13 protein-coding genes are annotated in these 15321 nt (G+C 60.9%); 5 read left to right on the top strand and 8 right to left on the bottom strand.

The window, feature by feature from the left end; translation table 11 throughout:
- Position 1: 1 nt before the first annotated feature.
- The 3 genes from V5F23_RS05070 to V5F23_RS05060 form a co-directional block, all read right to left on the bottom strand.
- Complete coding sequence (locus V5F23_RS05070; protein WP_042730175.1) at positions 2-1099, bottom strand: amino acid ABC transporter permease; 1098 nt, start codon at positions 1097-1099, stop codon at positions 2-4.
- 10 nt (positions 1100-1109) lie between these two features.
- Positions 1110-2291 carry an amino acid ABC transporter permease gene (locus V5F23_RS05065; protein WP_042730174.1) on the bottom strand — a complete coding sequence of 394 codons (1182 nt, stop codon included), beginning with the start codon at positions 2289-2291 and terminating at the stop codon, positions 1110-1112.
- A gap of 65 nt (positions 2292-2356) precedes the next feature.
- A complete protein-coding gene (locus tag V5F23_RS05060; protein WP_042730173.1) occupies positions 2357-3388 on the bottom strand; it encodes an amino acid ABC transporter substrate-binding protein in 1032 nt (343 codons plus the stop codon).
- Between the two features lie 472 nt (positions 3389-3860).
- Between V5F23_RS05060 and V5F23_RS05055 the strand changes: the two genes are divergently transcribed.
- Entirely contained in the window at positions 3861-4517 is a 657-nt protein-coding gene (locus tag V5F23_RS05055; protein WP_042730172.1) for an alpha/beta fold hydrolase, read from the top strand.
- Positions 4518-4615: 98 nt separating this feature from the next.
- Entirely contained in the window at positions 4616-6088 is a 1473-nt protein-coding gene (gene rhlB / locus V5F23_RS05050) for an ATP-dependent RNA helicase RhlB (RefSeq protein ID WP_042730171.1), read from the top strand.
- A gap of 136 nt (positions 6089-6224) precedes the next feature.
- On the opposite strand, the gene moaE is transcribed toward rhlB, so the two are convergent.
- From moaE to V5F23_RS05025, 5 genes are all read right to left on the bottom strand, one after another.
- Positions 6225-6677, bottom strand: a complete 453-nt coding sequence (gene moaE, locus V5F23_RS05045; RefSeq protein WP_042730170.1) for a molybdopterin synthase catalytic subunit MoaE — start codon at positions 6675-6677, stop codon at positions 6225-6227.
- Between the two features lie 3 nt (positions 6678-6680).
- Complete coding sequence (moaD, locus tag V5F23_RS05040; RefSeq protein ID WP_042730169.1) at positions 6681-6923, bottom strand: molybdopterin converting factor subunit 1; 243 nt, start codon at positions 6921-6923, stop codon at positions 6681-6683.
- Entirely contained in the window at positions 6920-7393 is a 474-nt protein-coding gene (moaC, locus tag V5F23_RS05035) for a cyclic pyranopterin monophosphate synthase MoaC (RefSeq protein WP_042730168.1), read from the bottom strand. The genes moaD and moaC overlap by 4 nt, the downstream gene beginning before the upstream one ends.
- A gap of 258 nt (positions 7394-7651) precedes the next feature.
- Complete coding sequence (locus tag V5F23_RS05030; protein ID WP_042730167.1) at positions 7652-9046, bottom strand: PhoH family protein; 1395 nt, start codon at positions 9044-9046, stop codon at positions 7652-7654.
- Positions 9047-9383: 337 nt separating this feature from the next.
- Positions 9384-10508, bottom strand: a complete 1125-nt coding sequence (locus V5F23_RS05025; protein WP_042730166.1) for a polysaccharide deacetylase family protein — start codon at positions 10506-10508, stop codon at positions 9384-9386.
- 311 nt (positions 10509-10819) lie between these two features.
- Between V5F23_RS05025 and yaaA the strand changes: the two genes are divergently transcribed.
- From yaaA to alg8, 3 genes are all read left to right on the top strand, one after another.
- On the top strand, positions 10820-11599 hold the full coding sequence (yaaA, locus tag V5F23_RS05020; protein WP_123578179.1) for a peroxide stress protein YaaA: 780 nt from the start codon (positions 10820-10822) through the stop codon (positions 11597-11599).
- A gap of 811 nt (positions 11600-12410) precedes the next feature.
- The gene (locus tag V5F23_RS05015) at positions 12411-13727 is read left to right on the top strand and encodes a nucleotide sugar dehydrogenase (protein WP_042729895.1); all 1317 of its coding nucleotides are present in this window, start codon (positions 12411-12413) and stop codon (positions 13725-13727) included.
- A gap of 97 nt (positions 13728-13824) precedes the next feature.
- The gene (gene alg8 / locus V5F23_RS05010; protein ID WP_172679752.1) at positions 13825-15309 is read left to right on the top strand and encodes a mannuronan synthase; all 1485 of its coding nucleotides are present in this window, start codon (positions 13825-13827) and stop codon (positions 15307-15309) included.
- The last annotated feature ends 12 nt before the right edge of the window (positions 15310-15321 follow it).

The raw sequence follows: 15321 nt of genomic DNA, 5'->3' as shown, positions 1-15321 counted from the left end.
CCTAACGCTTGTGGCCTGTGTCGAGCTTGCGTTCCAGATGCATGGAATAGCGCGACATACCAAAACAGAAAATCCAGAACACCAGGGCGGCGAACACGTAGCCTTCAGTGGCCATGCCCAGCCATTTCGGGTCGGCGGCGGCTTGTTTCACACTGTTGAGCAGGTCGAACAGGCCGATGATGATCACCAGGCTCGTGTCCTTGAACAATGCGATGAAGGTGTTGACGATGCCCGGGATCACCAGCTTGAGGGCTTGCGGCAGGATCACCAGGCCCATGCTGCGCCAGTAACCGAGGCCCATCGCCGCGGCCGCTTCGTACTGCCCCTTGGGAATGGCCTGCAGGCCGCCGCGCACCACTTCGGCCACGTAGGCCGACTGGAACAGGATCACCCCGATGAGCGCCCGCAGCAGCTTGTCGAAGTTCATGCCCTCGGGCAGGAACAGCGGCAGCATCACCGACGACATGAACAGCACCGTGATCAACGGCACACCACGCCAGAACTCGATGAAGGTGACGCAGACCACGCGGATCGCCGGCATGTTCGAACGCCGGCCCAGGGCCAGGACGATACCCAGCGGCAGTGCGCCGGCGATGCCGACCGTGGCGATCACCAGGGTCAGCATCAGGCCGCCCCATTGGCTGGTCGCCACCGCGTCCAGGCCGAACACGCCACCGTGCAGCAGGCACCAGGCAACGATCGGGTACACCACCAGGAAGCTCAGGCCATAGATCGCCTTGCGCGGGAAGCGCGAGATGAACAACGGCGCCGCGCCGATCACTGCCAGCCACACCGTCAGGTCTACGCGCCAGCGCAGTTCCGTCGGGTAGTAGCCATACATGAACTGGCCGAAACGCTGCTGGATGAACACCCAGCAGGCGCCTTCCTTGGTGCAGTCGGCGCGGGTAGTACCCACCCAGTTCGCATCCAGGATGGCCCAGTGCAGCAGCGGTGGGATAATCAGGTAGATCAGGTAGAACGCGAACAGGGTCAGCAGCGTATTGATCCAGCTGGAGAACATGTTGGCGCGCACCCATGCCACCACACCGATGCTGTTGCTCGGTGGCGGCATGTCAGGCTTGAAAGTATGGGATGTCATGCGCGTTTCCTCACCGCTCGATCAGCGCAATGCGCTTGTTGTACCAGTTCATCAGCAGGGAAATGCTGATACTGATCGCCAGGTACACACTCATGGTGATCGCAATCACCTCGATGGCCTGGCCGGTCTGGTTCAACACCGTGCCGGCGAACAGCGACACCATTTCCGGGTAACCGATACCGGCCGCCAGGGAGGAGTTCTTCGCCAGGTTCAGGTATTGGCTGGTCAGCGGCGGAATGATCACGCGCAAGGCTTGCGGGATGATCACCTTGCGCAGGGTCGGCCCGTTGCGCAGGCCCAGCGAGCGCGCCGCTTCGGTCTGGCCGTGGCTGACCGACTTGATGCCCGAGCGCACGATCTCGGCGATGAACGCCGCGGTGTACACCGTCAAGGCCAGGGTCAAGGCCAGCAGTTCCGGGATCAGCACCCAGCCGCCGACGAAGTTGAAGCCCTTGAGCTGCGGCATTTCCCAATGCACCGGCGCACCGAACAGCAGCGCGCTCAAGGCCGGGATTACCAGGAACAGCGCCAGGCCGGCCCAGAACTTGTGGAACGGCTCGCCGGTCGCGTCGAAACGCTTGTTGGCCCAGCGGGCCATCAGCACGATAGCGACGATCGCCAGCACCACGCTGACCACGAACGGCCAGAATCCGTCCGCCACCAACGCGGCCGGCATGTTCAAGCCCCGGCTGCTGACAAAGAAAGTGTCGCCGAAGTTATGGGCAGCCCGCGGCCCCGGCATGCTCAGGAATACCGCGAAGTACCAGAACAGGATTTGCAGCAGCGGCGGAATGTTGCGGAAAACCTCCACGTAGACGGTCGCCAGCTTGGAGATGATCCAGTTCTGCGACAAGCGTGCGACACCGATGATGAAGCCGAGGATGGTCGCCAGGATCACGCCGATGAAAGTCACCAGCAGCGTGTTGAGCAAACCGATCACGAAGACGCGGGCATAGCTGTCCGCTTCGGTGTAGTCGATCAGGTGTTGGGCAATGCCGAAGCCGGCACTGCGTTCCAGGAAGCCGAAACCGGAGGTGATGCCCCGGTGTGCCAAGTTGGTCTGCGTGTTATCGAACAGGTACCAGCCCAGCGCGATGACCGCCACGACCGTGACGATCTGAAATACCCACGCACGCACTTTTGGATCGCTGAGGCTGAGCCTCTGCTTTGGTGCGCCGATTGAATTTTGCATGAAGTGCCCCGCAAAGAATGGAACAGAACATCACCCGGTGGTTGGCCCACCGGGTGATAGAACCATCAGCGCACTGGTGGTGCGTATTGAATGCCGCCAGCGTTCCACAGCGCGTTCAGGCCGCGGTCGATTTCAAGCGGAGTGCTCTTGCCCAGGTTGCGCTCGAACATTTCACCGTAGTTGCCAACTTGCTTGACGATCTGGACGACCCAGTCCTTCGGCAATTTCAGGTCCTTACCGTACTCACCGTCAGCGCCCAGCATACGAGCGACGTCCGGGTTCTTGGTGGACTTGGCTTCGGCCTCGACGTTCTTCGAGGTCACGCCGGCTTCTTCAGCGTTGAGCAGTGCATAGCCTGTCCAACGCACGATGGCCAGCCACTCGTCGTCGCCGTTACGTACGACCGGGCCCAGGGGTTCCTTGGAAATGGTTTCCGGCAGAACGACGTAGTCCTTCGGCGAGGCCAGCTTGCTGCGCTGGGCGAACAGCTGGGATTTGTCGGAAGTCAGCACGTCGCAACGACCGGATTCCAGCGACTTGGCGCTTTCGTCGGAGGTGTCGAAGGTGATCGGGGTGTACTTCAGGCCGTTGGCGCGGAAGTAGTCGGACACGTTCAGCTCGGTGGTGGTACCGGCCTGGATGCAGATGGTTGCACCGTCCAGTTCCTTGGCGCTCTTCACACCCAGCTTGTTGTTGGCCAGGAAGCCGATGCCATCGTAGTAGGTGATGAAGCCTGAGAATTTCAGGCCCATGCCCGCGTCACGGGAGCTGGTCATGGTGGAGTTGCGCGAGAGCACGTCGATTTCGCCCGATTGCAGCGCGGTGAAGCGCTCCTTGGCGTTCAACTGGCTGAACTTGACCTTGCTTGCATCGCCGAATACGGCAGCGGCCACGGCACGGCAGAAGTCGGCGTCGATACCGACGATCTTGCCGGTCGAATCAGGCACCGAGAAACCCGGCAGGCCATCACTCACACCGCATTGCACGAAACCCTTCTTCTGTACCGCGTCCAGGGTCGCACCCGCCTGCGCGAAACCGCTGACACCGAGCACAGCTGCTGCAGTCACGACAGCCAGGGTGGATTTCAGTAACTTCATTCAAACCTCCAGTTTTGCTCTTGTTGTGTCGGAGCTTGAGTCCTGTCGCACCCTTTTGAGGCATTGCCGACCCTTGTTGGCTTTTTTTAGGGTCAACCGACGTCTGGACCTTCGCTATGAGTCTATTAATGAGAACGTCCACCAGCAGTGGTCATGCCACTTCTCACCAATCGGCCGAACGGGCTGTAGCCCTTCACGTTCGCGAAGCCCGTAGCGGCTATTGGCGAACATCCATCACCGGATTTCTGATATCCCATGCGTCGCGTCAAGCTGATAGTGTTACCGCGCAGCGTAAGAATCATCACTCAGGCATCCTCATAGCAAAGCCCGTACCAGACCGCTGCGCTTGGTCCTTGTAAAACACGTCAAGACAAAAAGTTGTAAGTTTGCGACATCTAATTAACTGAGACACCGGACGCGCACCGTAACAATGCACTGATAGGGCGCACCCGCACAGATTTGGAGCACCGCCATGACCGACCCCTTGATTCTCGAGCCCAGCGGCACCGCAGACGCGTGCGTTATCTGGCTCCACGGCCTGGGCGCCGATCGCTTTGATTTCCTGCCAGTGGCCGAAATGCTGCAACAAAGCCTGCTCACCACGCGTTTCGTTCTACCCCAGGCGCCGACCCAGCCAGTAACGATCAACGGGGGCTACGCGATGCCCAGTTGGTACGACATCCGCGCGCTGAGCCCGGCGCGGGCCATCGACGAACAGCAACTGGACGTCTCGGCACAACGGGTCATCGACCACGTCGAAACCCAGCGAGCCGGCGGAATAGACGCCTCGCGGATTTTCCTGGCGGGGTTCTCCCAGGGCGGCGCGGTGGTCTACCACACGGCGTTCGTGAAATGGCAGGGCCCGTTGGGCGGCGTGATCGCCCTCTCCACATATGCCCCGACGTTCGGCGACGAACTGCAATTGTCGGCCAGCCAGCAACGCATTCCCGTGCTGGCGCTGCACGGGCAGTACGACGAAGTGGTGCTCAACCCGATGGGGCGCACCGCCAAGGAGTATTTGAAGCAGCATGGTGTCACCGTGACATGGCAGGAATACCCAATGGGCCACGAAGTGTTACCCGAAGAGATTCGTGACATTGGCCATTGGCTGGCCGAGCGCTTGCGCTAAGAGGCAAATCGTCACGCCAGGCCGTTGACGAACCCACTACGCCGCGCCCGTTTCTTGCATTACACTGGCCGGCGTACATTCCTTAACCAATCGATGAGATGACCGTGCTCAAAGCACTCAAGAAGATGTTCGGTAAAAGCGAGGCCGAACAGCTCGCGCCTGCCGCCAGCGCGCCTGTCCCCGCCCCGAGCCGTCCCGATGCGCAGCAGCCGCGCCGGACCGCCCCTGTGGCGCAGGAGAAAAAACAGCCGGCGGCGCCATCCGCCGCCAAACCCGTCGCCCCGGCGCCGGAGAAGCCACGCAACGAATCCCCCCGGCCACGCCGCGAACGGGCGCCAAAACCGCCGGCCGTCGCCTGGAAGCTGGAAGATTTCGTCGTCGCCCCCCAGGAAGGCAAGACCCGCTTCCATGACTTCAAGCTGGCCCCTGAACTGATGCATGCCATCCAGGACCTGGGGTTCCCGTATTGCACGCCCATCCAGGCGCAGGTGCTGGGCTACACCCTCGCCGGCAAGGACGCCATCGGTCGCGCCCAGACCGGCACCGGCAAGACCGCCGCGTTCCTGATCTCCATCATCACCCAACTGCTCCAGACCCCGCCGCCCAAGGAACGCTACATGGGTGAACCGCGGGCGCTGATCATCGCCCCGACCCGCGAGCTGGTGGTACAGATCGCCAAGGACGCCGCCGACCTGACCAAGTACACCGGCCTGAACGTCATGACGTTCGTCGGTGGCATGGACTTCGACAAGCAGCTCAAGCACCTCGAAGCCCGCCACTGCGACATCCTGGTGGCCACCCCGGGCCGCCTGCTGGACTTCAATCAGCGCGGCGACGTGCACCTGGACATGGTCGAAGTGATGGTCCTGGACGAAGCCGACCGCATGCTCGACATGGGCTTCATCCCCCAGGTCCGCCAGATCATTCGCCAGACACCGCCGAAAAGCGAGCGCCAGACCCTGCTGTTTTCCGCCACCTTCACCGATGACGTGATGAACCTGGCCAAGCAGTGGACCACCGACCCGGCCATCGTCGAGATCGAAGCCGAGAACGTGGCCAGCGAAAACGTCGAGCAACACATCTATGCGGTGGCCGGTGCCGACAAGTACAAGCTGCTCTACAACCTGGTCAACGACAACGGCTGGGAACGGGTGATGGTCTTCGCCAATCGCAAGGACGAAGTGCGCCGCATCGAGGAACGCCTGGTGCGCGATGGCGTCAACGCCGCGCAGTTGTCAGGTGACGTGCCGCAACACAAGCGCATCAAGACGCTGGAAGGCTTTCGCGAAGGCAAGATCCGCGTCCTGGTGGCCACCGATGTCGCAGGTCGCGGCATCCACATCGACGGCATCAGCCACGTGATCAACTTCACCCTGCCGGAAGTACCGGACGACTACGTGCACCGGATCGGCCGCACCGGCCGCGCGGGCGCCGAAGGCGTGTCCATCAGCTTCGCCGGGGAAGACGACTCCTACCAGTTGCCGTCCATCGAGGCGCTGCTGGGCCGCAAGATCAGTTGCGAAATGCCGCCGACGCATCTGCTGCGTCCGGTCGAGCGCAAGCGCTCCTGAGCCTGCCGCAACAAAAAAACGCAGCCCACCAAGGCTGCGTTTTTTTTGGCTTCAGGTCTTCGCAATTGGACAGGGGCAAAGCTGAGGACGCCTGCTCGCCACGCGCTTGAAAGTCACTGCAAGGAAACGGGCCTGCTCACGACTTCCAGCGATCCGCCGCCGCATGATCGCTGTCCCGGCCCTCGACCCAGCGCGGGCCGTCGGCGGTGTTTTCCTTTTTCCAGAATGGCGCGCGGGTCTTGAGGTAGTCCATGACAAAGGCGCAGGCGTCGAACGCCGCCTGGCGATGGGCGCTGGCGGCCGCGACGAACACGATCGGTTCGCCCGGCTCCAGCGCGCCGATGCGGTGCAGCACCTCCAGCTTGAGCAGCGGCCAGCGTTGCTCGGCCTCGGTGGCGATCTTGCCCAGGGCCTTCTCGGTCATGCCCGGGTAGTGCTCCAGGAACATCCCGGACACATCGAGGCCGTCGTTGAAATCGCGCACGTAGCCGACAAAACTGACCACCGCGCCCACGCCGACGTTGGCCGCGTGCATCGCATTGACCTCGGCCCCCGGGTCGAACGGCTCGGCCTGTACCCGAATCGCCATGGTTCAGCCTCCGGTCACGGTGGGGAAAAAGGCCACTTCGTCACCGTCCGCCAGGGGTTCGTCGAGCTGGCACAGGTCTTCGTTGCGCGCGCACATCAGGTTCTGTTCGCGCAGCACGTCGGCACCGTCACGGCGGGCGAGCAACGCGCGCACATCCTCGACCGTGGCGAACTCACCGTCGACGGTAACCGCTTCCACGCCCAGCGCTTCCCGATAACGGGCAAAGAATTTCACGTTGATTTTCATGAGGCGTCCGCCTGGAAATGACCGCTCTTGCCGCCGAGTTTCTCCAGCACGCGCACGCCTTCGATGGTCATGCCGCGGTCAACGGCCTTACACATGTCATAAATGGTCAGTGCCGCCACGCTGGCGGCGGTGAGGGCTTCCATCTCCACCCCGGTCTGGCCCGACAACTTGCACCGGGCGACGATGCGCACCCGCTCGTGCCCTTCGGCACTGAGCTCGACCTTGACGCTGGTCAGCATCAGGGGATGGCAGAGCGGGATCAGGTCGCTGGTCTTTTTCGCCGCCTGGATACCGGCAATGCGCGCCACGGCAAACACGTCGCCCTTGGGATGACCGCCACTGACGATCATCTGCAGTGTCTCGGGCAGCATGCGCACAAAGGCTTCGGCGGTGGCCTCACGGAACGTCACGGCTTTGTCGGTGACGTCGACCATGTTGGCGCGACCTTGGGAATCGAGATGAGTCAGCACAGGGTTACTCCTGATCGGGAGTGTCGATTGTAAACCCGTGGGTCAGATTCAGGCACGCCTGATTGTCGCACCTGGGGTGCGCTGTAATGCCCCAGACACCGCACATCCCCTTTTTGGGAGCGGGCTGGCTCGCGAATGCTGTGGGTCAGTTGCTCAATAGGCGTCTGACACCGCGCTTTCGCGGGCAATCCCGCTCACACAGGTTTTTGTACAGCCGTAAAAAACCGGGCGGCCTGGAGGCCGTCCGGTCTGGTTGGGTTACAGGTGGGATTCGGCGTATTCGGCCAGGATCGAGCGCGGTACGCCTTGCAGGGTGATGTGGACGCCGTTGGGGAAGTCCTTGAAGCGTTCGGTCAGGTACGTCAGCCCCGAGCTGGTGGCGGACAGGTAAGGGGTGTCGATCTGCGCCAGGTTACCCAGGCACACCACTTTGGAACCGGCACCGGCACGGGTGATGATGGTTTTCATCTGGTGCGGGGTGAGGTTCTGGCATTCGTCGATCAGGATCAGGCTTTGCTGGAAGCTGCGGCCCCGGATGTAGTTGAGGGATTTGAACTGCAACGGCACTTTGCTGAGGATGTAGTCGACGCTGCCATGGGTGCTTTCGTCATCCATGTGCAAGGCTTCGAGGTTGTCGGTGATGGCCCCCAGCCAAGGCTCCATTTTTTCCGCCTCGGTGCCGGGCAAGAAGCCGATTTCCTGGTCCAGGCCCTGCACGCTGCGGGTGGCGATGATGCGCCGGTAACGCTTGCTGACCATGGTCTGCTCGATGGCGGCGGCCAGGGCCAGGATGGTCTTGCCCGAACCGGCGGCGCCGGACAGGTTGACCAGGTGAATGTCCGGGTCGAGCAAGGCGAACAGCGCCAGGCTCTGGTAGATGTCGCGAGGCTTGAGGCCCCAGGCCTCCTGGTGCAACAGGGGCTCCTGGTGCAGGTCGAGGATCAGCAGCTTGTCGTCCTGGATTTCCTTGATCCAGCCGACAAATCCTTGTTCGTCGATGATGAATTCGTTGATGTGCACCGCCGGCAGGTTGTCGATCAGTTGCACCTGGTGCCAGGTGCGACCGTGATCCTGGCGGGTCTCGACCTTGCTCACCCGGTCCCAGAAGGAGCCGGTCATGGTGTGGTAGCCATTGGGCAACAACGAGACGTCGTCGACCAGTTGGTCGGTGCTGTAGTCCTCCGCCGCGATCCCGCAGGCGCGGGCCTTGAGGCGCATGTTGATGTCTTTGGTGACCAACACCACGGCCTGGTCCTTGTTGCGCGCGTGCAGGTCGATCAACTGGTTGATGATGATGTTGTCGTTCAGGTGTTCAGGCAGCACCAGGTTCGGTTCGGTGCGCTTGCTCATCAGGATCGAGAGCAGGCCCTTGGGACCGCTCTTGCCACGCTGGATCGGCACGCCGAGCTCGACGTCCTCGGGGGAGGCATCGCCCAGGGTCTTGTCGATCAGGCGGATCGCCTGGCGGCATTCGGCGGCCACGCTGTGATGCCCGCTCTTGAGCTTGTCCAGCTCCTCCAGCACGGTCATCGGGATGGCGACGTGGTGTTCTTCGAAGTTCAGGAGCGCGTTTGGATCGTGAATCAATACGTTGGTATCGAGTACATACAGGATTGGCTGGTTGGAGGAAGGGCTACGTCCGTGGTCATCCATACTCGGTCACCTTTGTGGGGGCCATTCGACGCAATACCGTGACAGTGCTGCGCCTCGAGGTAGCCACCGAATTCACCCGCGAGGGTTCAGGTGAACTGCACACAATCTGGGTCTTGGAAGACGCCACCTGTGTTGCAGGTTTCGGCGGTCTGACTTCTTGATACTCCAAAAACCATGACAGGAAAAAGCACTTTGACGCTTTTTTGAAGTTTATTTTTCAGAGTGACGAATAACCCTTGGCGTACCGCCCCGGCACCGTTAAAGTCGGAAGTCCGGTTGCCCTGAATGTCCGCCGCAATTTGCGCCCCGCCCAATGTTTCCGGGCCTTTTCCAGGTTTCAGCGAAACGCTTCCTGACAGTCTTCCCAACCGATCCCGCTTTGCGCCGTCTGCGTCACCAGCCACGGCAGCGCCGTCTTCACCCCCTCCTGCTTGGCATTGAAGTTGATCACCCCATGGCGCCATAACAGCATCAGCGTCAGCGCACGCTGGGCGCTTTGCTCGGGTTTGAGCCGCAAGGTGCTGTCCTGGGGATCGATGTCCCACAGCGCCACTTGCAGGCCCTGTTGCCGGAAGAACCCTTCGGCGTCGCCACGGCGCTGGCCCTGGGGCGGACGGAACAGCGGCACGTAGTTCTCCGGCAACTTGCTCTTGACCAGGTCGACGCTGCGCCGCACCGAATCCTGCCAGTCCTGCCAATAGCTATGGGAACGGAACTCCCAGCCCTGAACCCCCACGCACTGCCCGGAATACAAGCTCTGTAGGCCGTTGACGGCGTGCTCCGCCAGCCGCGCCTCGATATCCTTGCCCAACACGAAGAAGGTGCCGTTCATGTTCGACTTGCGCAGGTAATCCGTCACCCATGGGGTATTGTCCGGCGTCACGTTGGCGCCGCTGTCGAAGGTCAGCAGGAAGAGCCGGTCATGCATGGCTTCGCCGTTGCGCTCGTAATCACCGAACCGCGCAATTTCGCTGCTGGTTTGCGGGAAAAGCGCGGCTTTTCGCAGCAGCTCGTCGCGGTACTGGGTGTGGAAGACCTGGCTCGGCCCGGCCCATTTGTAATAGAACGAACTCTCATCGAGGTGGAACCTGCGCGCCTCTTCGCGCAGCGTCGCCATGTTCTCGACCAGATAACAGAAGGAGGCATCCTGGTCGCAACTGCGTTGGGCAAAGTTGTAGTTGTCCAGCAGCCGCTGCCACAACCGGGTACGAAGCGCGTCCACCGCGGCCATGTTGACCGTACGCAGCCCCAGGTATTGCTTGAGGGCGATTTCATCCATGGCGTCGACGTCCAGCAGCACCCGGGCGAACATCAGGATCTCGGCCCGCGAGGCCACGTCGAACAAGGTCGGGCTGGTGAGCTGTTCCGGCCAGGTGCTGCGGTCGAGGGTCGCAATGTCGTTGGGCGCGGCGATGACGCTGCAACTCAACAGCCAGGCCGATAACACAAAGGCGATACGCAAAAGGGATGTCTCCATAACGAAACCCGCGCCGCATCATAGCTGATCCTGGGGCGACGACTTGTCGGCTCCAACCACTTATCTGGACATACCCGCTTTTGTGGCGAGGGAGCTTGCTCGCGCAGGGCTGTGAAGCAGCCCCAGGAATGCCGGCAACCGCTTCGCGCCCGAGCGCGAGCAAGCTCCCTCGCCACAAGAACATGCGGGTTCCAGACCACAACTCGCATCACACCACCCATCCCCTATTGCCCCTATAGCTGGAGTCCACCCGGACAACCCCCTAGAATCGCCGCACCTTTGAAGGAGACGACTAGATGCTGATGGTGATTTCCCCCGCCAAGACCCTCGACTATGAAAGGCCACCGGCCACCGAGCGTTTCACCCAGCCGCAGTACCTGGACCACTCCCAGGAACTGATCGAGCAACTGCGCGAGCTCTCGCCGGCACAGATCAGCGAACTGATGCACGTCTCCGACAAGATCGGTGGCCTCAACGCCGCACGGTTCGGCAGCTGGACGCCGGCCTTCACCCCGGCCAACGCCAAGCAGGCATTGCTGGCCTTCAAGGGCGACGTGTACACCGGCCTCGACGCCCAGAGTTTCGGCGAGGCCGACTTCGACTACGCCCAGCAGCACCTGCGCATGCTCTCCGGCCTGTATGGCCTGCTGCGCCCGCTGGACCTGATGCAGCCCTACCGGCTGGAGATGGGCACGAAGCTGGCCAACGCCCGGGGCAAGGACCTTTATGCGTTCTGGGGCACGCGTATCAGCGAGTGGCTGAACGAAGCCCTGGCCGAACAAGGTGATGACGTCCTGTTGAACCTGGCGTCCAACGAGTACTTCTCGGCGGTCAAGCGCTGCGCCCTGAAAGCGCGCGTCATCGACACCGAGTTCAAGGATCTGAAAAACGGCCAGTACAAGATCATCAGTTTCTACGCCAAGAAAGCCCGCGGCCTGATGAGTCGCTTCGTGATCCAGGAACGCATCAACGACCCTGCCGCCCTCAAGCAATTCGATGTACAGGGCTATCGCTTCAACGCCCAACAATCGAGCCCCGACAAACTGGTTTTCCTGCGCGACCATGCTCCGGAATAAAGCATAACTTTATAAGGCCCCCTGATCGGGGGCCTCGATCAACCCCGTACTTGTCATCTTGCTTCCCCTCCCACTTCGTCAGCTTCATGACGCCAACAAATCGTCCACCCCGCAGGCTAACTTTTGTTTCACTCGACACTCGTCAGTTTTTTGCGTAGTGGCACACATTTTTTTCTACCGTAGTGGCACAAAACTATCCACCCCCGCTAACTCCCCATTTATAAAGGGCGAAACGGCGCGTGATATCAAAATGAAAGCAGTGCCATCTTGGATAATATTTCGAAAAATTTCGAAAATCGCGATGAGCGGATCGGAACTATGTGAAATCGCACGGCTCATACCACCGGTAACGATTATCGCCGAACGTGTAGGAGATAACTTACAGACGACGTCGGACGGAGTAACCAAGTTGTCACGGCAACTTAGCGAAACGGTCGCCTAATTGGATCCACCCTTAAAGGATGGGAGATAACGCAACATTACTATCCCCAAAAAGGCCAAGGCTGCGCCCCTACATTGTGCTCACCCGAGCACGGAAGTTTTTGATTTTGTGGGCTTTTCGCCAGAGATCAGAAGTGAAACACCTTTGCACGAGTGTTCCCGACAACGAGGACTGGCTGCATAACAGGGCAGGTCATAACAACAAGGCCGCTTTGCGCACAACTTGAGTGCAATTATTTAGACACTCGGAACTTAGTATGCCTGCACAACGGCATTGTGGCGCCTGCACTCCACACTTCCGAGTGCACGATGACCGCTGAACACTATTAACTCCGGCCATTTATTGGCGTGAAAAACAGAGGTAAATGCGATGCGCATTAGCATATTTGGTTTGGGTTACGTCGGTGCAGTATGTGCCGGTTGCCTGTCTGCACGGGGCCATGACGTAGTTGGCGTAGATGTCGCCAAAGACAAGATCGACATGATCAACGCGGGCAAATCGCCGATTGTTGAACCTGGTCTTGGCGAGCTGTTGGCCCAAGGTATTGAAACAGGTCGACTGCGCGGTACTACCAACTTCGCCGAAGCGATTCGCGATACTGACCTGTCGATGATTTGCGTCGGTACTCCGAGCAAAAAGAACGGCGACCTGGAACTGAACTACATTGAGGCCGTGTGCCGCGAGATCGGTTTCGTACTGCGTGACAAGACCACCCGCCACACTGTCGTGGTCCGCAGCACCGTATTGCCGGGCACCGTCGCAAACGTTGTCATCCCGATCCTGGAAGACTGCTCCGGCAAGAAAGCCGGCGTCGACTTCGGCGTCGCGGTCAACCCTGAATTCCTGCGCGAAAGCACCGCGATCAAGGACTACGACCTGCCACCGATGACCGTGATCGGTGAGTTCGACAAAGCTTCTGGCGACGTCCTGCAATCGCTGTACGAAGAACTCGATGCGCCGATCATCCGCAAGGACATCGCCGTCGCCGAGATGATCAAGTACACCTGCAACGTCTGGCACGCCACCAAGGTGACCTTCGCCAACGAGATCGGCAACATCGCCAAGGCAGTCGGCGTCGATGGCCGTGAAGTGATGGATGTGGTCTGCCAGGACAAGACCCTGAACCTGTCCCAGTACTACATGCGCCCAGGCTTCGCCTTCGGCGGCTCCTGCCTGCCCAAGGACGTTCGCGCCCTGACCTACCGCGCCAGCTCCCTGGACGTGGAAGCGCCATTGCTCAACTCGCTGATGCGCAGTAACGAGTCCCAGGTGCAGAACGCCTTCGACATCGTTTCCAGCCACGAGAAACGCAAAGTCGCCCTGCTGGGCCTGAGCTTCAAGGCCGGCACCGACGACCTGCGCGAAAGCCCGCTGGTCGAGCTGGCGGAAATGCTGATCGGCAAGGGCTACGACCTGCGCATCTACGACAGCAACGTCGAATACGCCCGCGTCCACGGCGCGAACAAGGACTACATCGAGTCGAAGATCCCTCACGTCTCGTCCTTGCTCAACTCCGACTTCGACTCGGTCATCGACAGCTCCGACATCATCATCCTGGGCAACCGTGACGAGAAGTTCCGCGCGCTGACCGAGAACGTACCGGAAGGCAAGCAGGTCATCGACCTGGTCGGCTTCATGTCCAAGGCCACCACGCCGAGTGGCCGGACCGAAGGCATCTGCTGGTAAGTCTGTTTGCCGGCCGGGGCACATCCCGGCCGGCCTTTCGCCTGCCTTAACCCATCGGGCCGCCCACGAGGCCCGCCCGAGATAGAGACGGATGCAGATTATGCACAGGCTAAAGCACGGCCTGCTTCAGGCCGCCGGTTGGCTGTTTTACTTGAGTTTATTGATGGGCATCGCCTTGGCGTTGCCCACGTCCACGTTCGACTCCGAATCCAAGGACTTCATCTTCCTGATCGGCGCCGTGGGCATCTGGCGTTACTCCATGGGCGCAACGCATTTCGTGCGCGGCATGATCTTCCTGTACATCGTCTACCCGCATCTGCGCCGCAAGGTTCGCAAGCTGGGCAAGGCCGCCGATCCATCCCACGTGTACCTGATGGTCACCAGCTTCCGGATCGATGCGCTGACCACCGCCCAGGTGTATGGCTCGGTGATTCGCGAAGCCATCGACTGTGGGCTGCCTACCACCGTGGTCTGCTCCATCGTGGAAATGTCCGACGAGCTGCTGGTCAAGAGCCTCTGGGCCCGCATGAACCCGCCAGAGCGGGTCAAGCTGGACTTCGTGCGCATCCCCGGCACCGGTAAACGCGACGGCCTGGCCTACGGCTTCCGCGCCATCTCCCGCCACCTGCCGGACGACCGCGCGGTGGTCGCCGTAATCGATGGCGACACCGTCCTCGCCGAAGGCGTCGTGCGCAAGACCGTCCCTTGGTTCCAGCTGTTCGGCAACGTCGGCGGCCTGACCACCAACGAGTTCTGCGAAGTGCGCGGCGGCTACATCATGGCCGAGTGGCACAAGCTGCGTTTCGCCCAGCGTCACATCAACATGTGCTCCATGGCCCTGTCCAAGCGCGTGCTGACCATGACCGGTCGTATGTCGGTGTTCCGCGCCACGGTAGTGACCAACCCCGACTTCATCGCCGACGTCGAGAGCGACTCGCTGCAACACTGGCGACTGGGCCGCTTCAAGTTCCTGACCGGCGACGACAAGTCGAGCTGGTTCAGCCTGATGCGCCTGGGCTACGACACCTTCTACGTGCCTGATGCGGCGATCAACACCGTTGAACACCCGCCGGAAAAAAGCTTCATCAAGGCCAGTCGCAAGCTGATGTTCCGCTGGTACGGCAACAACCTGCGGCAGAATTCCCGGGCCCTGGGCTTGGGCATGCGCCGCCTGGGCCTGTTCACCTCGGTGGTGCTGTTCGACCAGCGCGTGTCGATGTGGACCTCGCTGCTGGGCCTGACCGTGGCGCTGATCGCCAGCTTCAAGTACGGCACCGCGTTCATCCTGGTGTACCTGCTGTGGATCGGCATCACCCGCCTGATCCTGACGCTGCTGTTGTCGTGCTCCGGTCACCGGATCGGCCCTGCCTACCCGGCGATTCTCTATTACAACCAGATCGTCGGCGCGTTGGTGAAGATCTATGTGTTCTTCCGCCTTGACCAGCAGTCCTGGACCCGCCAGCCCACCTCACTGACCCGTGATCTCGCCAGCTTTCAACGTTGGTTCAACACTTGGTCGTCTCGGACCATGACCTTCTCCGCCGGCAGCATTTTTGTCGCTGTGCTGCTGACGATGGTCTGACCGGACTTGAAT

Origin of the sequence: Pseudomonas sp. WP18 (genome assembly GCF_036689585.1) — a bacterium.
Lineage (GTDB): Bacteria > Pseudomonadota > Gammaproteobacteria > Pseudomonadales > Pseudomonadaceae > Aquipseudomonas > Aquipseudomonas chlororaphis_E.
Note: the sequence above shows the minus strand (reverse complement) of the source record. Positions and strands in the feature narration are given on the sequence as shown.

Excerpts from the sequence above, each read along its gene's own strand:
- V5F23_RS05070 (WP_042730175.1), bottom strand. The coding sequence starts at position 1,099 with ATGACATCCCATACTTTCAAGCCTGACATGCCGCCACCGAGCAACAGC.
- V5F23_RS05065 (WP_042730174.1), bottom strand. The coding sequence starts at position 2,291 with ATGCAAAATTCAATCGGCGCACCAAAGCAGAGGCTCAGCCTCAGCGAT.
- V5F23_RS05060 (WP_042730173.1), bottom strand. The coding sequence starts at position 3,388 with ATGAAGTTACTGAAATCCACCCTGGCTGTCGTGACTGCAGCAGCTGTG.
- V5F23_RS05055 (WP_042730172.1), top strand. The coding sequence starts at position 3,861 with ATGACCGACCCCTTGATTCTCGAGCCCAGCGGCACCGCAGACGCGTGC.
- rhlB (WP_042730171.1), top strand. The coding sequence starts at position 4,616 with ATGACCGTGCTCAAAGCACTCAAGAAGATGTTCGGTAAAAGCGAGGCC.
- moaE (WP_042730170.1), bottom strand. The coding sequence starts at position 6,677 with ATGGCGATTCGGGTACAGGCCGAGCCGTTCGACCCGGGGGCCGAGGTC.
- moaD (WP_042730169.1), bottom strand. The coding sequence starts at position 6,923 with ATGAAAATCAACGTGAAATTCTTTGCCCGTTATCGGGAAGCGCTGGGC.
- V5F23_RS05030 (WP_042730167.1), bottom strand. The coding sequence starts at position 9,046 with ATGGATGACCACGGACGTAGCCCTTCCTCCAACCAGCCAATCCTGTAT.
- yaaA (WP_123578179.1), top strand. The coding sequence starts at position 10,820 with ATGCTGATGGTGATTTCCCCCGCCAAGACCCTCGACTATGAAAGGCCA.
- V5F23_RS05015 (WP_042729895.1), top strand. The coding sequence starts at position 12,411 with ATGCGCATTAGCATATTTGGTTTGGGTTACGTCGGTGCAGTATGTGCC.